The 19177-nt window shown below is 70.3% G+C and carries 17 protein-coding genes; 8 read left to right on the forward strand and 9 right to left on the reverse strand.

The features are described from left to right. Positions 1-23: 23 nt before the first annotated feature. The 5 genes from ACX80H_RS06745 to ssd form a co-directional block, all read right to left on the reverse strand. Positions 24-449 carry a DUF4244 domain-containing protein gene (locus ACX80H_RS06745; protein WP_459311970.1) on the reverse strand — a complete coding sequence of 142 codons (426 nt, stop codon included), beginning with the start codon at positions 447-449 and terminating at the stop codon, positions 24-26. A 131-nt stretch (positions 450-580) separates the two neighbouring features. Further along, the gene (locus tag ACX80H_RS06750; RefSeq protein WP_459311971.1) at positions 581-1243 is read right to left on the reverse strand and encodes a hypothetical protein; all 663 of its coding nucleotides are present in this window, start codon (positions 1241-1243) and stop codon (positions 581-583) included. Continuing rightward, a complete protein-coding gene (locus tag ACX80H_RS06755; RefSeq protein ID WP_459311973.1) occupies positions 1240-2010 on the reverse strand; it encodes a type II secretion system F family protein in 771 nt (256 codons plus the stop codon). Before ACX80H_RS06755 ends, ACX80H_RS06750 begins: the two co-directional genes overlap by 4 nt. Next, entirely contained in the window at positions 2007-3302 is a 1296-nt protein-coding gene (locus ACX80H_RS06760; protein WP_459311974.1) for a TadA family conjugal transfer-associated ATPase, read from the reverse strand. Before ACX80H_RS06760 ends, ACX80H_RS06755 begins: the two co-directional genes overlap by 4 nt. Further along, complete coding sequence (gene ssd / locus ACX80H_RS06765; RefSeq protein ID WP_459311976.1) at positions 3299-4441, reverse strand: septum site-determining protein Ssd; 1143 nt, start codon at positions 4439-4441, stop codon at positions 3299-3301. The genes ACX80H_RS06760 and ssd overlap by 4 nt, the downstream gene beginning before the upstream one ends. A 156-nt stretch (positions 4442-4597) precedes the next feature. Here ssd and ACX80H_RS06770 point away from each other — a divergent pair, with 156 nt between their 5' ends. Then, on the forward strand, positions 4598-6238 hold the full coding sequence (locus ACX80H_RS06770) for a bifunctional 3'-5' exonuclease/DNA polymerase (RefSeq protein ID WP_459311978.1): 1641 nt from the start codon (positions 4598-4600) through the stop codon (positions 6236-6238). A 99-nt stretch (positions 6239-6337) separates the two neighbouring features. Continuing rightward, positions 6338-7846 (forward strand): WXG100-like domain-containing protein, encoded by a 1509-nt coding sequence (locus ACX80H_RS06775; RefSeq protein WP_459311980.1) that lies wholly within the window; start codon positions 6338-6340, stop codon positions 7844-7846. On the opposite strand, the gene ACX80H_RS06780 is transcribed toward ACX80H_RS06775, so the two are convergent. Genes ACX80H_RS06780 through ACX80H_RS06790 form a run of 3 tightly spaced genes read right to left on the reverse strand, consistent with a single transcriptional unit; the run spans position 7758 to position 10737 of the window. Then, complete coding sequence (locus ACX80H_RS06780) at positions 7758-8453, reverse strand: NUDIX hydrolase (protein WP_459311982.1); 696 nt, start codon at positions 8451-8453, stop codon at positions 7758-7760. The two genes, ACX80H_RS06775 and ACX80H_RS06780, sit on opposite strands and share 89 nt — an antisense overlap. 48 nt (positions 8454-8501) lie before the next feature. Then, the gene (gene nth / locus ACX80H_RS06785) at positions 8502-9305 is read right to left on the reverse strand and encodes an endonuclease III (RefSeq protein WP_459311984.1); all 804 of its coding nucleotides are present in this window, start codon (positions 9303-9305) and stop codon (positions 8502-8504) included. Positions 9306-9360: 55 nt separating this feature from the next. After that, positions 9361-10737 (reverse strand): hypothetical protein, encoded by a 1377-nt coding sequence (locus tag ACX80H_RS06790; RefSeq protein WP_459311986.1) that lies wholly within the window; start codon positions 10735-10737, stop codon positions 9361-9363. Between the two features lie 289 nt (positions 10738-11026). Here ACX80H_RS06790 and acs point away from each other — a divergent pair, with 289 nt between their 5' ends. Further along, positions 11027-12985 carry an acetate--CoA ligase gene (acs, locus tag ACX80H_RS06795; protein WP_459311988.1) on the forward strand — a complete coding sequence of 653 codons (1959 nt, stop codon included), beginning with the start codon at positions 11027-11029 and terminating at the stop codon, positions 12983-12985. Between the two features lie 122 nt (positions 12986-13107). Here the strand turns inward: acs and ACX80H_RS06800 are convergent, their stop codons facing one another. Beyond that, positions 13108-13530 carry an organic hydroperoxide resistance protein gene (locus ACX80H_RS06800; protein WP_459311990.1) on the reverse strand — a complete coding sequence of 141 codons (423 nt, stop codon included), beginning with the start codon at positions 13528-13530 and terminating at the stop codon, positions 13108-13110. A gap of 114 nt (positions 13531-13644) precedes the next feature. Here ACX80H_RS06800 and ACX80H_RS06805 point away from each other — a divergent pair, with 114 nt between their 5' ends. The 5 genes from ACX80H_RS06805 to ACX80H_RS06825 all read left to right on the forward strand — a co-directional run bounded on the left by ACX80H_RS06805 (position 13645) and on the right by ACX80H_RS06825 (position 19160). Next, the gene (locus ACX80H_RS06805; RefSeq protein ID WP_459311992.1) at positions 13645-14226 is read left to right on the forward strand and encodes a TetR/AcrR family transcriptional regulator; all 582 of its coding nucleotides are present in this window, start codon (positions 13645-13647) and stop codon (positions 14224-14226) included. Between the two features lie 151 nt (positions 14227-14377). Next, entirely contained in the window at positions 14378-15703 is a 1326-nt protein-coding gene (locus tag ACX80H_RS06810) for an MFS transporter (protein WP_459311994.1), read from the forward strand. 7 nt (positions 15704-15710) lie between these two features. Continuing rightward, positions 15711-16202 (forward strand): type II 3-dehydroquinate dehydratase, encoded by a 492-nt coding sequence (aroQ, locus tag ACX80H_RS06815; protein WP_459311996.1) that lies wholly within the window; start codon positions 15711-15713, stop codon positions 16200-16202. A gap of 55 nt (positions 16203-16257) precedes the next feature. Further along, positions 16258-18117, forward strand: a complete 1860-nt coding sequence (locus ACX80H_RS06820; RefSeq protein ID WP_459311998.1) for a dipeptide ABC transporter ATP-binding protein — start codon at positions 16258-16260, stop codon at positions 18115-18117. Between the two features lie 86 nt (positions 18118-18203). Continuing rightward, positions 18204-19160 carry a DUF5996 family protein gene (locus ACX80H_RS06825; protein ID WP_459311999.1) on the forward strand — a complete coding sequence of 319 codons (957 nt, stop codon included), beginning with the start codon at positions 18204-18206 and terminating at the stop codon, positions 19158-19160. The last annotated feature ends 17 nt before the right edge of the window (positions 19161-19177 follow it).

The following is a 19177-nucleotide window of genomic DNA, read 5'->3' on the forward strand; positions in this document are numbered from 1 at the left end:
CGGCCCGCCCCGGTCCGCGCCCATCAGCCGAAGTTCAGTGCAGACGTGATCAGGGACATCAGGAGGCCCTTGACCTCGCCACTGGACAGCACCGCGACGAGCAATGCCGCAAAAGCGACTGCAGCGAGTGTGGCGATGGCGTACTCGGCGGTCGCCATGCCTGCCTCCCCGCCGGGCACGTCATCCTGACGGTGCCGGATGATCCGTGCGTTCGACCGTCGCCGCCGGGCATCGGCCCGGCGGGCGGCCCGGTCCCCCACGGTCTCCCGGTCCGCGGAACCGCCTCTGCCGTCTCTGCCGTCTCTGGCGTCTCGGCCCAGGATCGGTTCGGGACTGGCCGCGTCGACCGGGGACCCGCTGATCGTGCAGGACGACCCGTCATGCCGGGCTTCGGCGGGCGAGTGGAACGAGGATCCGTTCAACGTCCTGGGGTGCGTTTCCGATGACATGAGAACTCCTTCTGCCGGCGGGGGCGCTGGTCCCCCGTGCTGGAAGCGGCAGTCGCCGCAGGACCAACTCTCGCGAGGCGGGAGTGCCCCGAGGGTTGCCCGAAGGGCTAAGTGGATAACCGCCGGCGGGACTAGACGGGCAGGAGCCCCAGGACGACGGGCACGACCCCGAGGCAGATGAAGGCAGGTAGTGAACACAGGCCGAGGGGCAGGACGAGTTGCACTCCCAATGCCGCGGCCTTCCTGTCCACCTCACGGTTGTGCCGCCGTCTCAGCTGGGCCGCGTGGGCATGCAGGAGCGCCGCGGACGGAGCGCCCGTGGAGGTGGCGAAGCGAAGGCCCTGCCGGATGTCGTCGACAACCCCATCCTGATCCAGCACTCCACGTCTCCGGCCGGGTCCCGGTGCGCGCTGCTTCGGGGCAGTGGGATAGCTTCCACCGGTCAGCCCGTCGTGCCCCGCGGCGCCGCCGGCGGAATCCTCTGGGGAATCCCATGCGGCGTCCCATGCGGCGTCCCACGAAGCGCCGAGCACCCGGGCGGTGTGGACCCGCACCAGGGACGAGCGGATCCGGGGCTCACAGGTCGCCGCGACGAGGAACAGTGCCTTCTCGACCGAAGCTCCCGAGGACAACACGGCAGCCAGCAGATCGAGGATGAGAGGGGCGTCCCCGATTCCCCGTCGTCCTCCCGGACGCACGGGTGGCGGGATCCTCGACCTGACCCGCCCCGATCCGACCATGAGCGTAAAGGCCGCAGCGGCCAGGAGCAGCGAGACCAGCGGCCCGGCCATCATGGCGCACCTCCTGCACGCCGCACCAGGCGCCGGGACCATCCGCGTGACGCCACCATCAGGACTGCGCCTGTCATGAGGGCGAGCCGTCCCAGGGCTGAGCCGGCGAGCACCTCGAACGGGTTGATGCCGAGGGCGAAGCCGAGACCGAGACCGACGACGGGCAGCCAGGCGAGGAGGACGACTGTTGCACGGGGTCCTGCGAGCGCAGTGTCCCGGGCGGAGAGCCCGTCGATCTGGGCGTCGAGCTGGGCTGCGTAGTGCTCGAGGATCCCTGCCAATGGCGCCCCGCTGCGCTCCGCGACCTCGAGGCAGCCTGCGAGGTCGATCCACAGGCGGTCGACGTGGGTGCTGCTCGAGGCCCTGCGGCGTGTGTCGCTGGAGCCCGCTGCAGCCTGACGGAGGGCATTGGGGACGCTGAGGCCCAGGCCGGACGCCCGGCGTGCCGTCGCGATCACCGGTAGGGCCGCATCGCCGAAAGCGCTGTGCCGGTCCGCGTAGACGACCTCGAGGTCCGCCCACAGGACGTGGGGCGGCCGCCCCGCCCTGAGGAGCCCGGCCAGTTGGTGCACGAACAGCGGCAACTCGTGCAGGTCGACCGTCCTGGATCCGGTCCGCCCGCGCCCGACCCGGACACCGGCTCCCCGAACACCGGACGCCCCGGTGAGGACCGTACCCGACGGCGGCCTCCTGCTCCGCCGGACCGTCCTGGGGAGTGCGAGCACGACGGAAGCACACGCCAGCAGACATGCGACGGTCGTCCCTGTCACGGGTCGCGCCCGGTCCAGCCCACCCTGGCCGCGAATCCGCTCCATCCCGCCGCCCGCCGGCAGCCCTCACCGGTATCGACCAGGGCCGGTGTCACCTCGAGGTCCTTGCCCGGGCTCAGCTCCAAGAGCCCGAGGCTTTCGACGCGTCGGCCCCGGGCATCGCGCACCACATGCACCACCACGTCCAGGCCGCTGGCCGCCTGCAGTGCGAGGGCTTCCGGCGCCAGGCCCGCAAGAGCGGCGAGCGCGCTCAGACGGGCCGGGACGGCGTTCGCTGAATTCGCATGCACCGTTCCCCCGCCACCGTCGTGTCCGGTGTTCATCGCCGACAGCAACTCGCGAACCTCCGCACCGCGGCATTCCCCGACCACCAACCGGTCCGGTCTCATCCTCAGCGCCTGCCGCACGAGTTCGGTGAGATCGAGCACACCCGCCCCCTCGAGGTTGCCGTGCCGGGACTGGAGTCCGACCGTGTGCGGATGGGACGGGTTCAGCTCTGCCGCATCCTCGACCAGCACCACGCGCTCCTGGTGCCCGGCCAGGCCGAGGAGTGTGGAGAGGAGTGTGGTCTTCCCGGTTCCTGTCGCGCCACTGATGAGGAAATTCAGGCGGTGCCGCATCATCAGCGTCAAGGCCTCCGCCATCACGGGGGCGACTGTCCCGCTATCGACGAGTTCCGGAAGGGTGAACACCCCGGGCCTCCGGATCCGGATCGACAGGAGTGTCCCTGCCGTCGAGATCGGCGGAAGGACGGCGTGGATCCGCAGTCCTCCCAGACGGACATCCGCGGCGGGGCACCCGTCGTCGAGGCGCCTTCCACCGGCGGCCACGAGGCGGACGGCCAGCACGCGCACCTCCTCGTCGGTGTCGAACATGCGGCCGATCCGCCGCAGGCCCGTCGCGCCGTCGACCCAGACGTCATCGGGCCCGTTGACGAGGATGTCCGTGACGGTTTCCTCCGCGAGGAGATCCTCGAGCGGCCCCAGTCCCTTGAGTTCGGCACGAACGTGATCAAGGGCGGACAGGGTTCCCTCCGACCCGAGCAGCTTCCCGCTCGATCCCACGGCATCGGCGAACGCCGCTCCGGTCGCCGGCACATCTCCGGCAAGGACGGCCCTCCGCACCGACTCGACCATGGATGCCCCGGATGCCCTCGATGTCCCACCGGCATCCTTGCCCCCTGTCCTGTCGCCGGCCGGCCACCCCGGAGGATCCTCGGAGGGTCGTGCACTGCCGAGGGCGGCACGCAGCTGGCGCCGGGTCAGCCCGCCGTGCATGTCGCTGCCCCTCATGCCGTCCGCTCCATCCCCGCGACGACGCCCGCGGCGGCACCCGCGCCGGCACCCGCGACCACGGACTCGACCACGGACTCGACCACGGACTCGACCACGGACTCGACGAGCTTCCGCGCCTTTTTGGGCAAACGGAAATCGAGCATCCTGCCATCGGCTTCCGCCTGCGCCGCTCCCCGCAGGAAGGGAAGGTACGGAAGGGGCTCGGCTCGTCCGATCGATTCGGCGACGAACCACGCGTCCAGGCCGTCGAGTACCGGACCGCGCAGCACCACCGTCACGGGTATCGACCTGTGGGCCTGCAGGACGCCGACAGCTGCGGCGACGCTGCGGGGCCTGGCCGGCACGAGGAGGACCAGCCGATCGCATGCAGCCGCCAGCGACGGAACGGCGGCACCGCTGCCCAGATCGATGAAACTGGTGTCGAAGGCACCGCGTGCAGCTTCGAGGACGACGCCGGCGGATCCCATGCCGTCCCCGGACGGAGCATCGACGGCGCCGGCCGGCGCGGCATGCGACAGCAGGAAGAAGGTGCCGTCCGCCGGCAGCGCCGCCGCGAGCTGCTCGGCACTCAGCGTGCCCCGGATGTCCCCGAGGTCATGCCATCGCGCGCCGGGCCGGTCCTCGAGGCCGAGGGCGAGGTCGAGACCCCCACCCAGGGGATTCCCGTCCACCAGCAACGCCGATCCGCCCTCGGCCGCTGCGCGGCGTGCACACCAGAAGGCGAACGTACTGACCCCACATCCACCGGCAGTCCCGAGGACACCGACCACGGGCCCTGTGGCGGCCGGGTTCAGGAGCCGTCCGAGGTGTTCCGCGAGCCACCCTGCGCCCTGCGGCAGGATGACGACGCGGGACGACGGCAGGCCGGCCGCGCTCCCCCATGCCCTCGTTTCATCCCCGGCTGCCCCCACCATGATGACTTCACGCTGACCGTGCAGCCCTTCAGTGGCCTGCTCGCAGCCGACAAGGAGCACCAGCGGATCGAGGGGGAGGGCTTCGGCGAGGACGGGAACGAGCATCGGCGCGACGCCCGCGGCAGCACAGGCCCTCGCCACCTGGTCCTTGACCAGCTGTGAACCGCCCGCAAGGACCACCGGCCTCCGGCGGGTGTTCAGGGCCCACATCGCCTGCGTCATCGGCCAAGCATCGCCGGGGCGGGTTCCCTCCGGATCGGGCACCGCCGCTATGTGGACAGCCCTCCCGATTGGAGGAATGACACCCCCACCGCCGACAATGTGCTCATGTACATTGCCGTGGCTTCCGTGCCGTCGAGTCGCGGTGGCAGCGCGGGAATGGCGCTCCAGCACCTGGACTCCGAGGGCCGGAACCTCGGAGAGCCCGACGTCGTCGATCAGGACGCATTCGCGGCAGCCGTCGCAGAGGCGGAGACCCGGCAGCCGCGCTGGGTCTGGAGCAGCACGCGGCTCTGGTACCCCGATCTCCTGGCCGCGGGCGTGTCCGTGGACAGGTGCTGGGACCTGGTGCTGACGGGGAACATCCTCGCGCACTCGCCGTCGTGCAGCCCCTCTCCGTACATCGAATCCCTGAGGGCCACGACCCGGACGGACGACGGCACGGAGCCTCCCCGCCTCCTGCTGCCGCCCCCGGCGGCACCGAACCAGCACTCGCTGTTCGACGAACCGCAGGAGCCGGTGGGCCCTCCGGTGGGCGACGTCGTCGGGCAGTTCAGGGAGCAGCTCGCCGCGGTATCGGGTGCCGCGCCCGGTCGCCTCAATCTCCTCGTCGCCGCGGAATCCGCGGGCTCGCTCATCGCCGCGGAGATGGAGCACTGGGGGCTTCCCTGGCGCAGGGATGTCCACGAGGACCTGCTGGAACGAACCCTCGGACCGCGCCCGCCGGAGGGCTCCAGACCGGCCGAGCTGGAGCGGCTCGCCCAGGAGCTGCGCACTGCCCTGGGCAACCCCTCGCTCAATCCCGATTCACCGCAGGAGGTTCTGCGAGCCCTGCACCGCGCCGGAATCGAGGTCCGGACGACGCGCTCCTGGGAACTCGAGCGGCAGGAGCATCCGGCCATCGAACCGCTCCTCGCCTACAAGAAGCTCTCGCGGCTGCTGACCGCCAATGGCTGGAACTGGCTCGACGCCTGGGTCCGGGACGGCCGGTTCCGGCCCGAGTACGTGGTGGGCGGGGTCGTCTCGGGACGCTGGGCCTCGCGCGGCGGAGGTGCGCTGCAGATCCCGAGGCAGGTGCGGGACGCCGTGCGGCCCGACGAGGGTCACGTCTTCCTCGTCGCCGACGCAGCGCAGCTCGAGCCGAGGGTCCTGGCAGCCCTCGGACAGGACGCGGCGCTCGCAGCCGCGGCCCGCGGACGGGACCTCTACCAGGGGATCGCGGACCAGGGTTTCGGCGGCGACCGCGCCCAGGCGAAGCTCGCCATGCTCGGCGCGATGTACGGTGCGACGAGCGGCGAATCGGGCAGGTTGATGCCACAGCTGACGCGCGCCTACCCGCGTGCCATCGCCGTCGTGGAATCGGCCGCCCGGGCCGGCGAAGCAGGGGGCGGCGTCTCGAGCTACCTCGGCCGCGGCTGCCCGCCCGCGTCGGAGGAATGGCGAGCGAGGCAGAGGACGACGACGGCGGAGGAGCAGCGCCGGGCGGACGGTGCGGCCCGGGCTCGTGGGCGCTTCACGCGGAACTTCGTGGTCCAGGCCTCGGCAGCGGAATGGGCGCTGTGCTGGCTCGCCGAGATCCGACGGCGACTGGCCGCGAGCAGCATCCCGGCACCGCGAAGCCGGATCGTCTTCTTCCTGCACGATGAAGTGGTGCTGCATGTCCCCTCGCAGCAGGCGGCCGAGGCGGGCACCATCCTCGACCTGGCCGCGCGGGCGGCGACACGCCTGATCTACGGCGACATTCCTCTCGAGTTCTCCGTCAACACTGTCACGGTCTCCTCCTACGCCGACGCGAAGTAGGTCGGACTCCGGACCGGTTGTCCACATCGACCGCGGCGGCTTCGAGCACGGACGGGCCTTTCCGTACGGTGGCAGGACGAGCGCGGAAAGGCGGAGCGCGTGAACGTCCTGAGGATCGATACCGACCGGTACGCGGAAGCAGCAGTACTCGCCTCGGTCGCCGCCCGTGGACTCGCCGGCGCCGCGGGTGCGGCGAGTGCGGCACTGATGCGGACCGGCGGCATGGCAGGGTGGGACGCCATCGGCGCCGGGTGGGCCGCCTCCTACGACCCGGCGGCCCGCGAGGTCCTGGCCGCGTGCCACGAGCTCGCGCTCGCATCGTCCGACACGTCGCACGCGCTGACCCTCTCGGCAGGGAACTACATCCTCGCGGAGCACATCGCATCCCAGGGCCTGTCTGCGCTGATGCGCCCGTCGCTTCCGGTGGCAGTCGGGGAGGCAGCGTGTCCGTGCCCGCCGTCCGCCTGCGATGTCAATCCCGGCTGGCCCCCTCCGTGCTGGGACATCGTCGCCGGGATAGCCGGCGTTGCGTGGCCCTCCGGTGATCCGGAAATCCTGCGTTCGGCGGCGATGTCCTGGGCCGTCCTCGCCGATGACGTCGACGCGACTCTCGACGGTCCCGCCTCCCAGTCGCGCACGATACTCGACGGCCTGCTGGCCGAGGATCTCGCGCTGCTCCGGACGAGGAGTGCGGTGCTCCAGAGCTGCGGCCGGCGTGTTGCCGAGGCATCGAGGGACATCGCCACCGGGTGCGCGTCGCTGGCCACCGCCATCGACCAGGCGCACCAGGAGCTGATCGACGAGACCCGGTCCTTCGCCCTCGAGTGCGCCGCGCTGGCGGCCGTCGGAGCCGCGCTGAGCTTCGCCACGCTCGGTGGTTCGGCCGCGATCACCGCCCTCGTCGGGGCGGCCCGCACCGCGCAGATGGTGGCCCGGGTGCATCAGGTTCTCGCACGACTGAGCACGCTCGCGCGCACCGGGCCCGTCGTCGCCGCACGGATACCCGGAGCAACGAGGCTGGGAACCGGGCTGCAGGGCGCGGGGGCCCCGGCGCTTCTCCGGTCAACCGTCCAGTCCGCCGTCCACTCCGCTCGTCAGGCGCTCGGATCGGTGACGAGCGCGGGAACCGCAACGGGTCACCTTTCCCGCCTCGCGCCGGCCGTGCGCATCCTCCGGCCCATCGGGACGGCCGGACTCCGCGGGCTCGATTCGACGGCTGTCTCCGTCGCTCTCTCGAGTCCTGCTGCTCTGGTGCGGAATGTCCTGTCCTACCAGGTCCGGAGCGCCGTGCTCGGGCCCGGGGCGGTCAGGGGTAGCGGGGTGGATCAGGCCCTGGCGGTGCTACGGAGTTCCCGCTTCGGCGCCTCGCCCGTCATACCCGCCGCCGAGGCGGCCCTCAGGACCAAGGGCCGGATCGACACGGTCACCGGACTGGCTGCACTTCCGGGTTCCCTCAGGGACCGGTACTCCCCCGATCGCCTCGCGATCCCGGCGACCGGATTCCAGGGTCCCGGCCGGCTCACAGGGGTGCGGGGATCTCCCGGGACCGGTCCCAGGCGCGTGTCCAGCCGAGCCCATCGAACATCGCGTCCAGCAGCATCGCCGTGAAACCCCAGATCACGGCTTCCGGCACCAGGAAGGCAGGGGTTCTGCTGACGAATCCGTCGCGCCTGACCACGGCCGTCCTGCGGTGCACCGGGTCGAGGAGGGTGCTCACGGGAGCCCGAAAGACCAGCTCTGACTCGGCCGTATCGACGGCATGGATCGGCGACTGCTCGGCCCACCATCCGAGCACCGGCGTGACCATGAAATTGCTGACGGGAAGTCCTACCTCCGGCAGCAGGCCCAGGATCTCGATGCCGTCCGGATCAACACCTGTCTCCTCCCGGGCCTCGCGCAAAGCCGCGGCACCCTCGTCCGCGTCACCCGGGTCGATGGTGCCGCCGGGGAAGGCGACTTGGCCGGGGTGGTTGGACAGCGAGCCGGCGCGCATCACGAACAGGATGTCCAGATCGTGACCGGGGGCATCGTCGGGACCGGGACGGTCAGAGTCTCGCGCGGAGGGTGCGCGCGGGCCGACCAGGATGAGGACCGCCGCACGCCGGGCCCGTGCCGGATCGAGCCGTGCGAACTGCCAGCCGCTCGGGCGCACCAGGGTGGCGTCGGGGCGATCCATGGACTTCGCCCAGGCCGCCAGTTCGTCGTACACCGTCACCGCAGGACCGGTCCCGCAGGCGTGCCCCGGGCCGGGGTGGGCCGGAGGCTAGGCACCCAGACCGTACCCGGCCTCGCGGAGCTCCGCGCGGGTCCGTCCGGCTCGCATCAGCTCCACCAGTTCCTCGCGGCCGGGTGCCAGCTCGTACTTGAGCAGCTTCGCCGCCTTCATGGGATCCACCTCGCCCTCACCGAAGGACGGACACAGGGCGGCGACGGGACACACCCCGCACGCGGGCTTCTTGGCATGGCAGATCCGACGCCCATGGAAGATGACGTGGTGCGACAGCATCGTCCAGTCCTTGCGGTCGAACAGGGCACCGACCTCGCGTTCCACCGTGACGGGATCCTCCGACGCCGTCCAGCGGAACCGTCGGGACAGTCGCCCGAAGTGGGTGTCCACCGTGATGCCCGGGACTCCGAAGGCATTACCCAGGACGACGTTCGCGGTCTTCCGCCCGACACCGGGAAGGGTCACCAGGTCCTCGAGTCTTCCCGGGACCTCGCCGTCGAACTCGTCGACCAGGCGCCGGGAGAGTGCAAGGAGACTGTTGGCCTTCGCCCGGTAGAACCCCGTGGGACGGATGATCTCCTGCAGCTCGAGTTCCTGGGCCTCGGACATCGCACGGGCGTCGGGGTATCGCTCGAACAGTGCAGGGGTGGTGAGATTGACCCGGACATCGGTGGTCTGCGCGGAGAGCACCGTTGCCACCAGGAGTTCGAAGGCGTTGCCGAAGTCGAGTTCGGCCACCGCGTACGGGTACGTCTCGCCGAGGACCCGACCGATCTTCCGGGCCCGACGCTTCAGGGCGACGGGCGATTCCTCCTCGGACTTCGCTTTCCTGCCTGCCACTCGCGTGTCTCCTCTCGGTGGTGCTTCTCGGACCACTGGGCGCCAGTGGCAGGCGTCAGTCGCGGGGGGCGCGCTCGATGTTGCGCAGGTCCCGCAGGATGCCGACGGCCCCCGTGCGCTTGTCCTGAACCAGGAACTCGTTGCCGCGATCCTCGATACCCACTTCCCAGTCACCGGGCTGGAGGGTGAAGACCTGGCGGCCCGTCTGCTCGTCGAAGACGGGCCGGGACGAGCCGACAGCGAACCAGAAAGCCTCGACGACCGGTTCCTCGTCGGTGGACCGGGTCGCCGTGATGGGCTCCTGGCGGCGTTCCTCCTCGACGGCGGGAGCGGAGGCGGTGGAACCCTCGTGGACGACATCCTGGATGCGCGTTTCGCCCACGGCGCCCGTAGCGGGCTGCGACGGGACGGCGTCGGAGGAACGGTCCGGGGACGGACGGCGCCCCTCCTGCGTCTTCTGCTCGCCGTTCTCCTCGCCGGCAGCGACGGCGTGTTCGCCGCTCTCCACATGACGCGGCGCATGCGACGCCGGGGTGGATGCGGATGAACCGGACGTCGGACTGCTCTCGGACCCCTCGCGCTCCATGCCCGACTGGCCCGAGGCCGCAGCCCCGGCGCCCACCGCCCCAGCTCCGCCCGCGCCATACAGCCCTGCTCCGTTCTGCAGCACCGCCGCGGCCGCGGGGTTCACCCCTGCCGACCCCGACTCGCTGCGGGACGCGGTTCCGGTCGGGCCGGCCTTCGCTTCAGCGGCGGGCTTCGCCGGCTTCGGCGGGCGGGGACGCGCCGCGGTGACAGGGCGCGCCACAGTATGTGCCGGCGTCTCGGGCCGGTCCGCGAAGTCGTTCCGGAATACAGGGAGGAACGGCCCGACGACGGTCGCGGCCAGCATGAGCAGAGAGCCGACCAGCGCCAGCAGTGGCCCTGCATGGAACGCGGTGACGGTCTGGAGGAAGAAGTACGTCGCCGCGAGGACCGCGGAGACCGACGCGAACTGGTCGACCGACAGGGACCCCACACGCAGGCCGGAACTGCCCAGGCGCCGTCCCGCGAGCAGCGCCAGCGCGATCACGGGCAGCAGGATCCCGATTCCTATGAAGAAGAGCGGGACGCTGTTCCAGAAGTTGGCGTACAGCACCCTGCCATCCATGAAAGGCAGCAGCGTTCCGATGAAGACGATCACGACACCGCCGCCGAAGACGAGTTCGCGCAGGGTGAAGGGACCGAGGGCGGCAGAGCTCGGACCGGCGGCCAGACCAGCAGAGTCGCCGGCCGACGATCGTCCAGCCGTCCCTGCCGCGAGGGTCGATGCACCGGAGGCGCTCGCACCCGCCGTCCCTGGACCCGATCCGTCCGTACCGGGCGAGGAGCCCTGTCCCGACGTCGACGGTTCGGGGCGGATCGTGCGCTGCCCCTCGGATGCTTCGGTCATCTGTTACTCCCGTTTCTAGCGCTGGTCACCCGCGGCCGACTCCGGGCCGGCGAGGATCGATTACCTTCTTCCACCCTAGCCACCGGCACCCTCCTTCTCCACCAACGACGGGGCCGTGGCCTCCAGCCGCTCACCGCACAATCGCCGCAACTCGGCTAGGTCCTGTGACGCCGGGCACACGCCGCACTGAGAACTCGATAGTGTTCCCCTGGAGCACGTGGCGGTGCGGCGAGTCGTCGCCGCGCCCTGCGTCCCGTCCGTTCCACAACACGTCACAAAGGGGTAGACCATGAGCGCCGAACGACAAGGCGACGCCTTCGAGAACCTGCTGCATGAGGAACGCCGTTTCCCGCCCAGCGAGGAATTCGCTGCCAACGCCGTCGCGCAGCCGTCCCTGTACGACGAGGCGCGGGAGCAGGGGACGGAATTCTGGGCCCGTCAGGCCCGGGACCTCCTCACTTGGGACTCGGACTTCACGCAGACGCTCGACTGGTCGGACGCGCCGTTCGCCAGGTGGTTCGTCGGCGGCACCGTCAACGCGGCATACAACGCGCTCGACCGGCACGTCGAGGCGGGGCTCGGGGACCGCGTGGCCATCCACTTCGAGGGCGAGCCCGGCGACACCCGCACCATCACGTACGCGGAGCTGACCCGGGAGGTCAAGAAGGCGGCGAATGCCTTCGAGGCACTCGGCGTGCAGAAGGGTGACCGCGTGGCGGTCTACCTGCCCATGATCCCCGAGGCTGTCGTGACGATGCTCGCCTGCGCCCGGATCGGCGCGGTCCATTCCGTGGTGTTCGGCGGCTTCTCGGCGGACGCCCTCCGCAGCCGCATCGACGACGCCGAGGCCAAGATCGTCGTGACCTCGGACGGCACCTACCGCCGCGGCAAGCCGAGCCCGCTCAAGCCGGCCGTCGACGGCGCCCTCGAGAAGGAGGGGCACACCGTCACCAGCGTCGTGGTGGTGCGGCGCAACAACGAGCCGGTCCAGTGGACCGAGGGACGCGACCTCTGGTGGCACGACGTCGTCGACACGGCGTCGGAGGAGCACACGGCGGTGGCGCACGACGCCGAGCACCCCCTGTTCATCCTCTACACCTCGGGCACCACCGGGAAGCCGAAGGGCATCCTCCACACGACCGGCGGCTTCCTCACGCAGACCGCGTTCACCCACCGGAACACCTTCGACCTGCGCCCCGAGACGGACGTGTTCTGGTGCACGGCGGACATCGGCTGGGTCACCGGGCACAGCTACGTCGCCTATGCACCCCTCGTGAACGGCGCGACGCAGCTGATGTACGAGGGAACGCCGGACACGCCGCACCAGGGCCGCTGGTGGGAGCTCATCGAGAAGTACAAGGTGACCATCCTCTACACGGCGCCGACGGCCATCCGCACGTTCATGAAGTGGGGCCGCGACATTCCCAAGAAGTACGACCTGTCCTCCATCCGCGTCCTCGGATCCGTCGGGGAACCGATCAACCCCGAGGCGTGGATGTGGTACCGGGAGGTCATCGGCGGAGGCAATGCTCCCATCGTGGACACCTGGTGGCAGACGGAGACCGGCGCCCACATGATCGCGCCGATGCCGGGCGTGACCGCGACCAAGCCGGGCTCCGCGCAGGTCGCCGTGCCGGGGATCGCCGTCGACGTCGTCGACGAGATGGGCGAGTCCGTGCCCAACGGGTCCGGCGGCTACCTGGTCATCCGGGAGCCGTGGCCGGCCATGCTCCGCGGCATCTGGGGTGACCCCGAGCGCTTCAAGGAGACCTACTGGTCCCGCTTCGACGACATGTACTTCGCTGGGGACGGCGCCAAGAAGGACGAGGACGGGGACATCTGGCTCCTCGGCCGGGTAGACGACGTCATGAACATCTCCGGCCACCGCCTGTCGACGACGGAGATCGAGTCCGCACTGGTGAGCCATCCGTCCGTGGCGGAGGCCGCCGTCGTCGGGGCCAGTGACGAGACGACGGGCGAGGCCGTGGTCGCTTTCGTCATCCTGCGCGGTTCGGCCAAGGACGACGACGACATCGTGACCACCCTGCGCAACCACGTGGGCAAGGAGATCGGACCCATCGCCAAGCCGCGGAACATCCTGGTAGTCCCCGAACTGCCGAAGACGCGCAGCGGGAAGATCATGCGTCGCCTGCTCAAGGATGTCGCCGAGGGCCGCGAGGTGGGCGACGCAACGACGCTGTCCGATCCGACGATCATGCAGCAGATCGCCGTCTCGCTCCGCAAGTAGCGGCCCGGCCCGGGCGTGGGGCCCGGGAGTTGAGGCCCGCGACGAGGAAGGACCCCCGCACCTGCGGGGGTCCTTCCTCGTTGCGGCGGGACGACGCCCGACCGCATCGCGCGGAGGCGCGGTCAGCCGATGGTGGCGTCCACGATGACCTCGATGTTGCCGCGGGTCGCGTTGGAGTACGGGCACACCTGGTGCGCCTGCTCGACGAGCTGGTCCGCGGTCTCCTGGTCCACTCCGCCGATCTCGGCGTGCAGGGCGACGGCCAGCTGGAACGCTCCGCCGTCGACCGCGTTGATGCTCACCTCTGCGGTGACCGCCGTGTCGCTGATCCTCGCCTTGCTGCGGCTCGCGACGAGCTTCAGTGCGCTGTGGAAGCAGGCCGCGTAGCCGGCGGCGAAGAGCTGCTCGGGGTTCGTCGCACCGCCGGTGCCACCCATCTCCTTTGGGACCGCCAGGTCGACGACGAGTTCTCCGTCGTCGGTGCGTGCCTTGCCGTTGCGTCCGTCGCCGCTTGCCGTTGCCACTGCCGTGTAGAGAGCGCTCATGCTGCCGATCCTTCCGTTCCGGGGCCGGACTGGCACCCTCACTACGGGTAGACTAACTAGTAACTCTACTTCCTCCAAATCCTGTGGCCTCCCGCCCCGAACCTCCAATGGAGCATGATGAACGCACAGCTTCCCGTCCGCGAGCGCATCCTCGCGTCGGCTACCCGACTGTTCGACACCACCAGCATCCGCTCGGTCAGCGCCGACAAGGTCATCTCCGACGCGGGCACCACCAAGGTGACGTTCTACCGGCATTTCCAGTCGAAGGACCACCTCGTGGTCGCCTACCTGGACAGCCAGCTCGAGCAGCTGAAGGCCGTCGTGACGCGGGAACGGATGGACCGGGACGCATGCGCCGTCCTGCTCCGTCTCGCCGCCGTCAATGGCACCGCGGCCTGCCGTCCGGGCTTCCGCGGATGTATCTTCATCAACGCGGCGGCGGAGTACCCGGCGGACGGCAACCCGGTCCGGGACGCCGTCGAACGCTACCGGACGTGGCTGCACGGCGTGGTCGCTGAACTGCTGGCCGAGCTGGGAGCGGACCAGCTCGACGTCGTCGCGGACCAGCTCATCATGCTGCGCGACGGTGCGATGGTGCACGGCTTCATGGGCGATGCGTCCGCCGTGACCCGGTCCCTCGTGACCGCCGGGCGGGCCATCGTCGCCGCCCACGTCAGCACCCCGCTCCCCGCCTGACGCACCGGGTTCCCGCCCTGAGGGACCCGGAAATGCGTCCCCGGCGTCCGGAGAGGCCGCGACCGGTGCTGCCGTCGGCACCGCCCTGCCGCCGGTGTGACGTTCGTCCTGAAAGGTGGCCCGGGCCCGGGGGCAAGAGGACAATTTCAGCGTGTCCACAACCCTGCAGCAGCCCCCCGTCTCGAATCCGCGCATGGCCCGCCGCGTCGCCGGAGCCTCCTTCGTCGGAACGGCCCTCGAGTCCTACGACTTCTACGTGTTCGGCACGGCCGCCGCGCTCGTCTTCAACACCGTCTTCTTCACCGAGCAGGATCCGCTCGCCGGTACGCTGTCGGCCTTCCTGGTCTTCGCGATGGGGTTCGTCGCCCGCCCGCTCGGCGCCATCCTGTTCGGGCACCTCGGCGACCGGATCGGCCGCAAGCGCACCCTGATCTGGACCATCACGTTGATGGGACTGGCCACGGGCACGGTCGGGCTGCTGCCCGACTACACCACCATCGGCGTCTGGGCCCCGATCATCCTCACCGTGCTCCGGCTGCTGCAGGGCCTCTCGCTCGGCGGTGAGTGGGGCGGGTCCATCCTGATCGCCACCGAGCACGCCGAACCCCGCAAGCGCGCGCTTTACGCCTCCATCCCGCAACTCGGCTCCCCCGTCGGCACCATGCTGATCTCCGCCATCTTCCTCGTCCTCGCCCTCGTCGCCCCCGATGTCATGGCCTCGTGGGGCTGGCGCATCCCGTTCCTGCTCGCCTTCCCGTTCCTCGCCGTCGCCATCTACCTGCGGCTCGCGATCGACGAGACTCCCGTCTTCCAGGAGACGAACCGGAAGCACGCGCTCCCCCGCGTCCCCTTCCTCGAGGTCCTGAAGTCCCAGCCCGTCGCCATCGTGGTGGCCATCGCCTCCGCCGTGCTGGGCATCGGCTCCTACTTCCTGATGGTCACCTACACGCAGGCCTACGGCACGCAGACCCTGGGGCTGTCGCAGGAGACGGTGCTGAACGCCGCCCTCGTGGGTTCGGTCCTCCAGCTCGCCACCATCCCCGCGTTCGGTTACCTGGCCATGCGCATCGGATCCGCGAAGGTCGTCGCCGGCGGCGCGCTCGGCACGGCCCTGATCGCCTTCCCCCTCTACTGGGTGATCAGCATCGCGACCGAGCCGATGTACATCGCCGCGATCATCCTCGGCGGAATCCTGCCGACCGCCAGCTGGGCAGCCCTGGGCGGACTCATGGCGGACATCTTCCGGCCGGCGACGGCGTTCACCGCCCTGTCCTTCGCCTACAGCATCGCCGCCATCGTGGCGGGCTTCGCTCCGTCCATCACGCAACAGTTCGGAATCGCGACCGGTGGCGCCTGGTGGCACCCCGGCGTCATCCTGGCGGTCATGAGCCTCGTGACCGTCGCCGGGGCGCTCGGCGCGGTACGGGTGCGGTCGCGGCTCGCGGATCCCTCGGCCGCCGCCGGCAGTGCGGCATAGTTAGGGCATGACCCCGGCACGCACACCCAGCATCCTCGTGATCAACGGACCGAATCTGAACCTGCTCGGCAGCCGGGAACCGGCCGTGTACGGGACGGCGACGCTCGACGACGTCGTCCGCCTCGCGTCGGACACCGCGCGGGAGCGCGGGTGCACCACCACCGCGATGCAGTCCAACCACGAGGGCGAGATCATCGACGCCATCCATGCGGCGCGCTCGACGTCGGACGGGATCGTCATCAATGCCGGGGCCTTCACGCATACCTCGATCGCGATCCGCGACGCCCTCGCCGGCGTGGGCCTGCCGGTGGTGGAGGTCCACATCAGCAATGTGCACCGGCGCGAGGAGTTCCGGCACCACTCGTACATCTCCGCCGTGGCCGACGCGGTGATCGTCGGCGCAGGCATCGATGGCTACCGCCTCGCGGTGGACCACCTCGCCGCACGCCTCAGCACCCGCCGCACTGCCGAGGGTGCCGGACCGTTGCCAGAAAGTTAGCCCTGCGCCGGCCGATTGCGCGGCGACCGACCAGCCCATAGGGCACGATGGTGCTATGACGGACATCACCCCGGCCGACAGCATGACCGACCTGACCCTCGACCCCGACGCACCCCTGCTGGAGGTGCGCAACCTGGCGGTCAGCTTCCGTACGACCGGCGGTGAGGTGAGGGCGGTCGAGGATGCCAGCTTCTCCCTCGGGCGCGGCAGCGCCCTCGCGATCGTCGGCGAATCCGGATCCGGCAAGTCGACGACGGCGATGGCGTGCATCGGCCTCCTGCCCGGGAACGGCCGGGTGACCTCCGGCAGCATCCTCTTCGAGGGCCAGGACCTCGTGACCCTGCCGGAAGCGAGGATGCGCTCGATCCGTGGCAGGGCGATCGGTCTCGTGCCGCAGGACCCGATGTCCAACCTCAACCCGGTGACGAAGATCGGCACGCAGGTCGCCGAGACGCTCCTCGTCCACGGCATGGCCACCAAGAAGAACGTCAAGCAGCGCGTCATCGAGGTGCTGACGGCCGCCGGCCTGCCCTACGCCGGCGAGCGTGCCAAGCAGTATCCGCACGAGTTCTCGGGCGGGATGCGCCAGCGGGCCCTCATCGCGATCGGCCTCGCCTGCCAGCCCCGGCTCCTCATCGCCGACGAGCCGACGTCGGCCCTGGACGTCACGGTGCAGCGCACCATCCTCGACCAGATCGACACGATGACGGACCAGCTCGGCACGTCGGTGCTCCTCATCACCCATGACCTCGGCCTCGCCGCCGAGCGAGCTTCGCAGCTCGTGGTCATGCACCGCGGACGTGTCGTGGAGACCGGGCCCGCCGACCAGCTGCTCAACGATCCGCAGCACCCTTACACGCAGTCGCTCGTCCGCGCTGCCCCGAGCGTCGCTGCCGTCCGCCTGCGCCCCGGGGCCTTCACAGCGGATTCCGCCAGCCGGCGGAAACTCGCCGAGGAAGTGTTCGCGGAGCACGAGGCCGGGCACGGGAGCGCGGCATCCCCGGACTCCGGGCACGCGGCGGCTCCCGCAGGGCAGCTTCCCTCCTCGACCGGCGCCCATGCAGCGACGTCGTCCGCCGACCGGCCCGCCGGCCCGCCCGCGCCTGCCGCCGCTCCCCCCAACATCGTGGAGATCCGGGACCTCACGAAGGTCTACAAGCGCCGCGGCAGCAAGGAGGACTTCTACGCCGCGAAGAACGTCACGCTCGATGTCCCGCGGGGGCAGACGGTGGCGATCGTCGGTGAGTCGGGGTCGGGCAAGACGACCACGGCACGCATGCTGCTCAAGCTCATCGAGCCCACGTCCGGCACCATGACCTTCGACGGCATGGACGTCGCCACCCTCGACAAGGCGCAGCTCAACGACTTCCGCCAGCGCGTGCAGCCCATCTTCCAGGACCCCTACTCCTCGCTGAACCCGATGTTCACGATCGAGCGCATCGTCGAGGAGCCCCTCAACGCCTACAAGCGCGGGTCGAAGAAGGAACGCTCGGCACGGGTCCGCGAGCTGATGGACCAGGTCTCCCTCCCCCAGAACGCTCTGCGCCGGTACCCGGCGGAGCTCTCCGGCGGGCAGCGGCAGCGTGTCGCGATCGCGCGTGCGCTCGCACTGCAGCCCGAGCTGATCGTCTGCGACGAGCCGGTCTCCGCCCTCGACGTCCTGGTCCAGGCCCAGATCCTCAAGCTCCTCGGTGATCTGCAGTCCGAGCTGGGCCTGAGCTACCTGTTCATCTCGCACGACCTCGCGGTGGTGCGCCTCATCTCCGACTATGTGTGCGTGATGAAGGACGGCGAGCTCGTGGAGGCCGCCAGCTCCGAGGAGGTCTTCCAGAACCCCCGCCACCCGTACACCCGCAAGCTGCTGGCCTCCATCCCGGGCAACGAGCTCAAGATCGACGAGGACCTCGCCTCCTAGCGTCCGTCACCAATTGATGCCCTCGGGGCCTGTACCAGCCCTGGTGAGGCGCATAGATTGGCCGCACACGACGACGCGGAGGAACGATGGGCGAGCAGGTCAGAACGGATGGGACGACGGCGGTTTCGGGATGGCCGGCGCTTCGCGTCGGGGACTGGGAGGACACGCAGGCGACGCTGCACATGTGGCTCCAGGTGGTGGGCAAGGTCAGGATGGCGCACGCGCCCCTGGTCAACCACTGGTGGCAGGTACCGCTCTACGTGACACCACGCGGACTCGGCACGTCCCCGATCCCCTACCGGGACGGCATGTTCGACATCGAGGTGGACGTCGTGGCGCACCGGCTGGTGGTGCGCAGCAGTTCCGGCGAGGACCGCGGCGTACCCCTCGAACCGCAGTCGGTGGCGGAGTTCCATGCGCGGACCATGACGGCGCTGTCCGAACTCGGCATCGAGGCACCGATCCGGCCCGTTCCGACCGAGGTGGATCCGGCCGTGCCCTTCGCGGAGGACCACCACCACGCGTCCTACGACGCAGCGGCGGTCACGGCGTTCTGGCGGCAACTCATCCAGGCGGAGCGGGTGCTCACGCGCTTCCGTGCGGAGTTCCTCGGCAAGGTGAGCCCCGTGCACTTCTTCTGGGGCGCCATGGACCTCGCGTGCACACGCTTCACCGGCCGCCCCGCCCCGACCCATCCCGGCGGCGCCCCGAACTGTGCCGACTGGGTCATGGAGGAGGGGTACTCGCACGAGCTCTCCAGCTGCGGATTCTGGCCCGGCGGCGGAGAGGAAGGCGCCTTCTACTCCTACGCCTACCCGGAGCCGGAAGGGTACCGCGACGCCGTGATCGACGTCGACGGCGCCTACTACAGCACCGAGTTCCGCCAGTTCCTGCTGCCCTACGAGGCCGTGCGCAACGCGGCGGATCCGGATGCCGTGCTCCTCCGATTCCTGCGGGGCACCTACCGGGCTGCGGCGACCGCGGGCGACTGGGACCCCGCCCTCCTCATCGACCCGCACCGGCTGGACCGGCACGCCCGCTGACGGGAGCGGCTCCACTC

Source organism: Arthrobacter pasteuri (assembly GCF_054510955.1).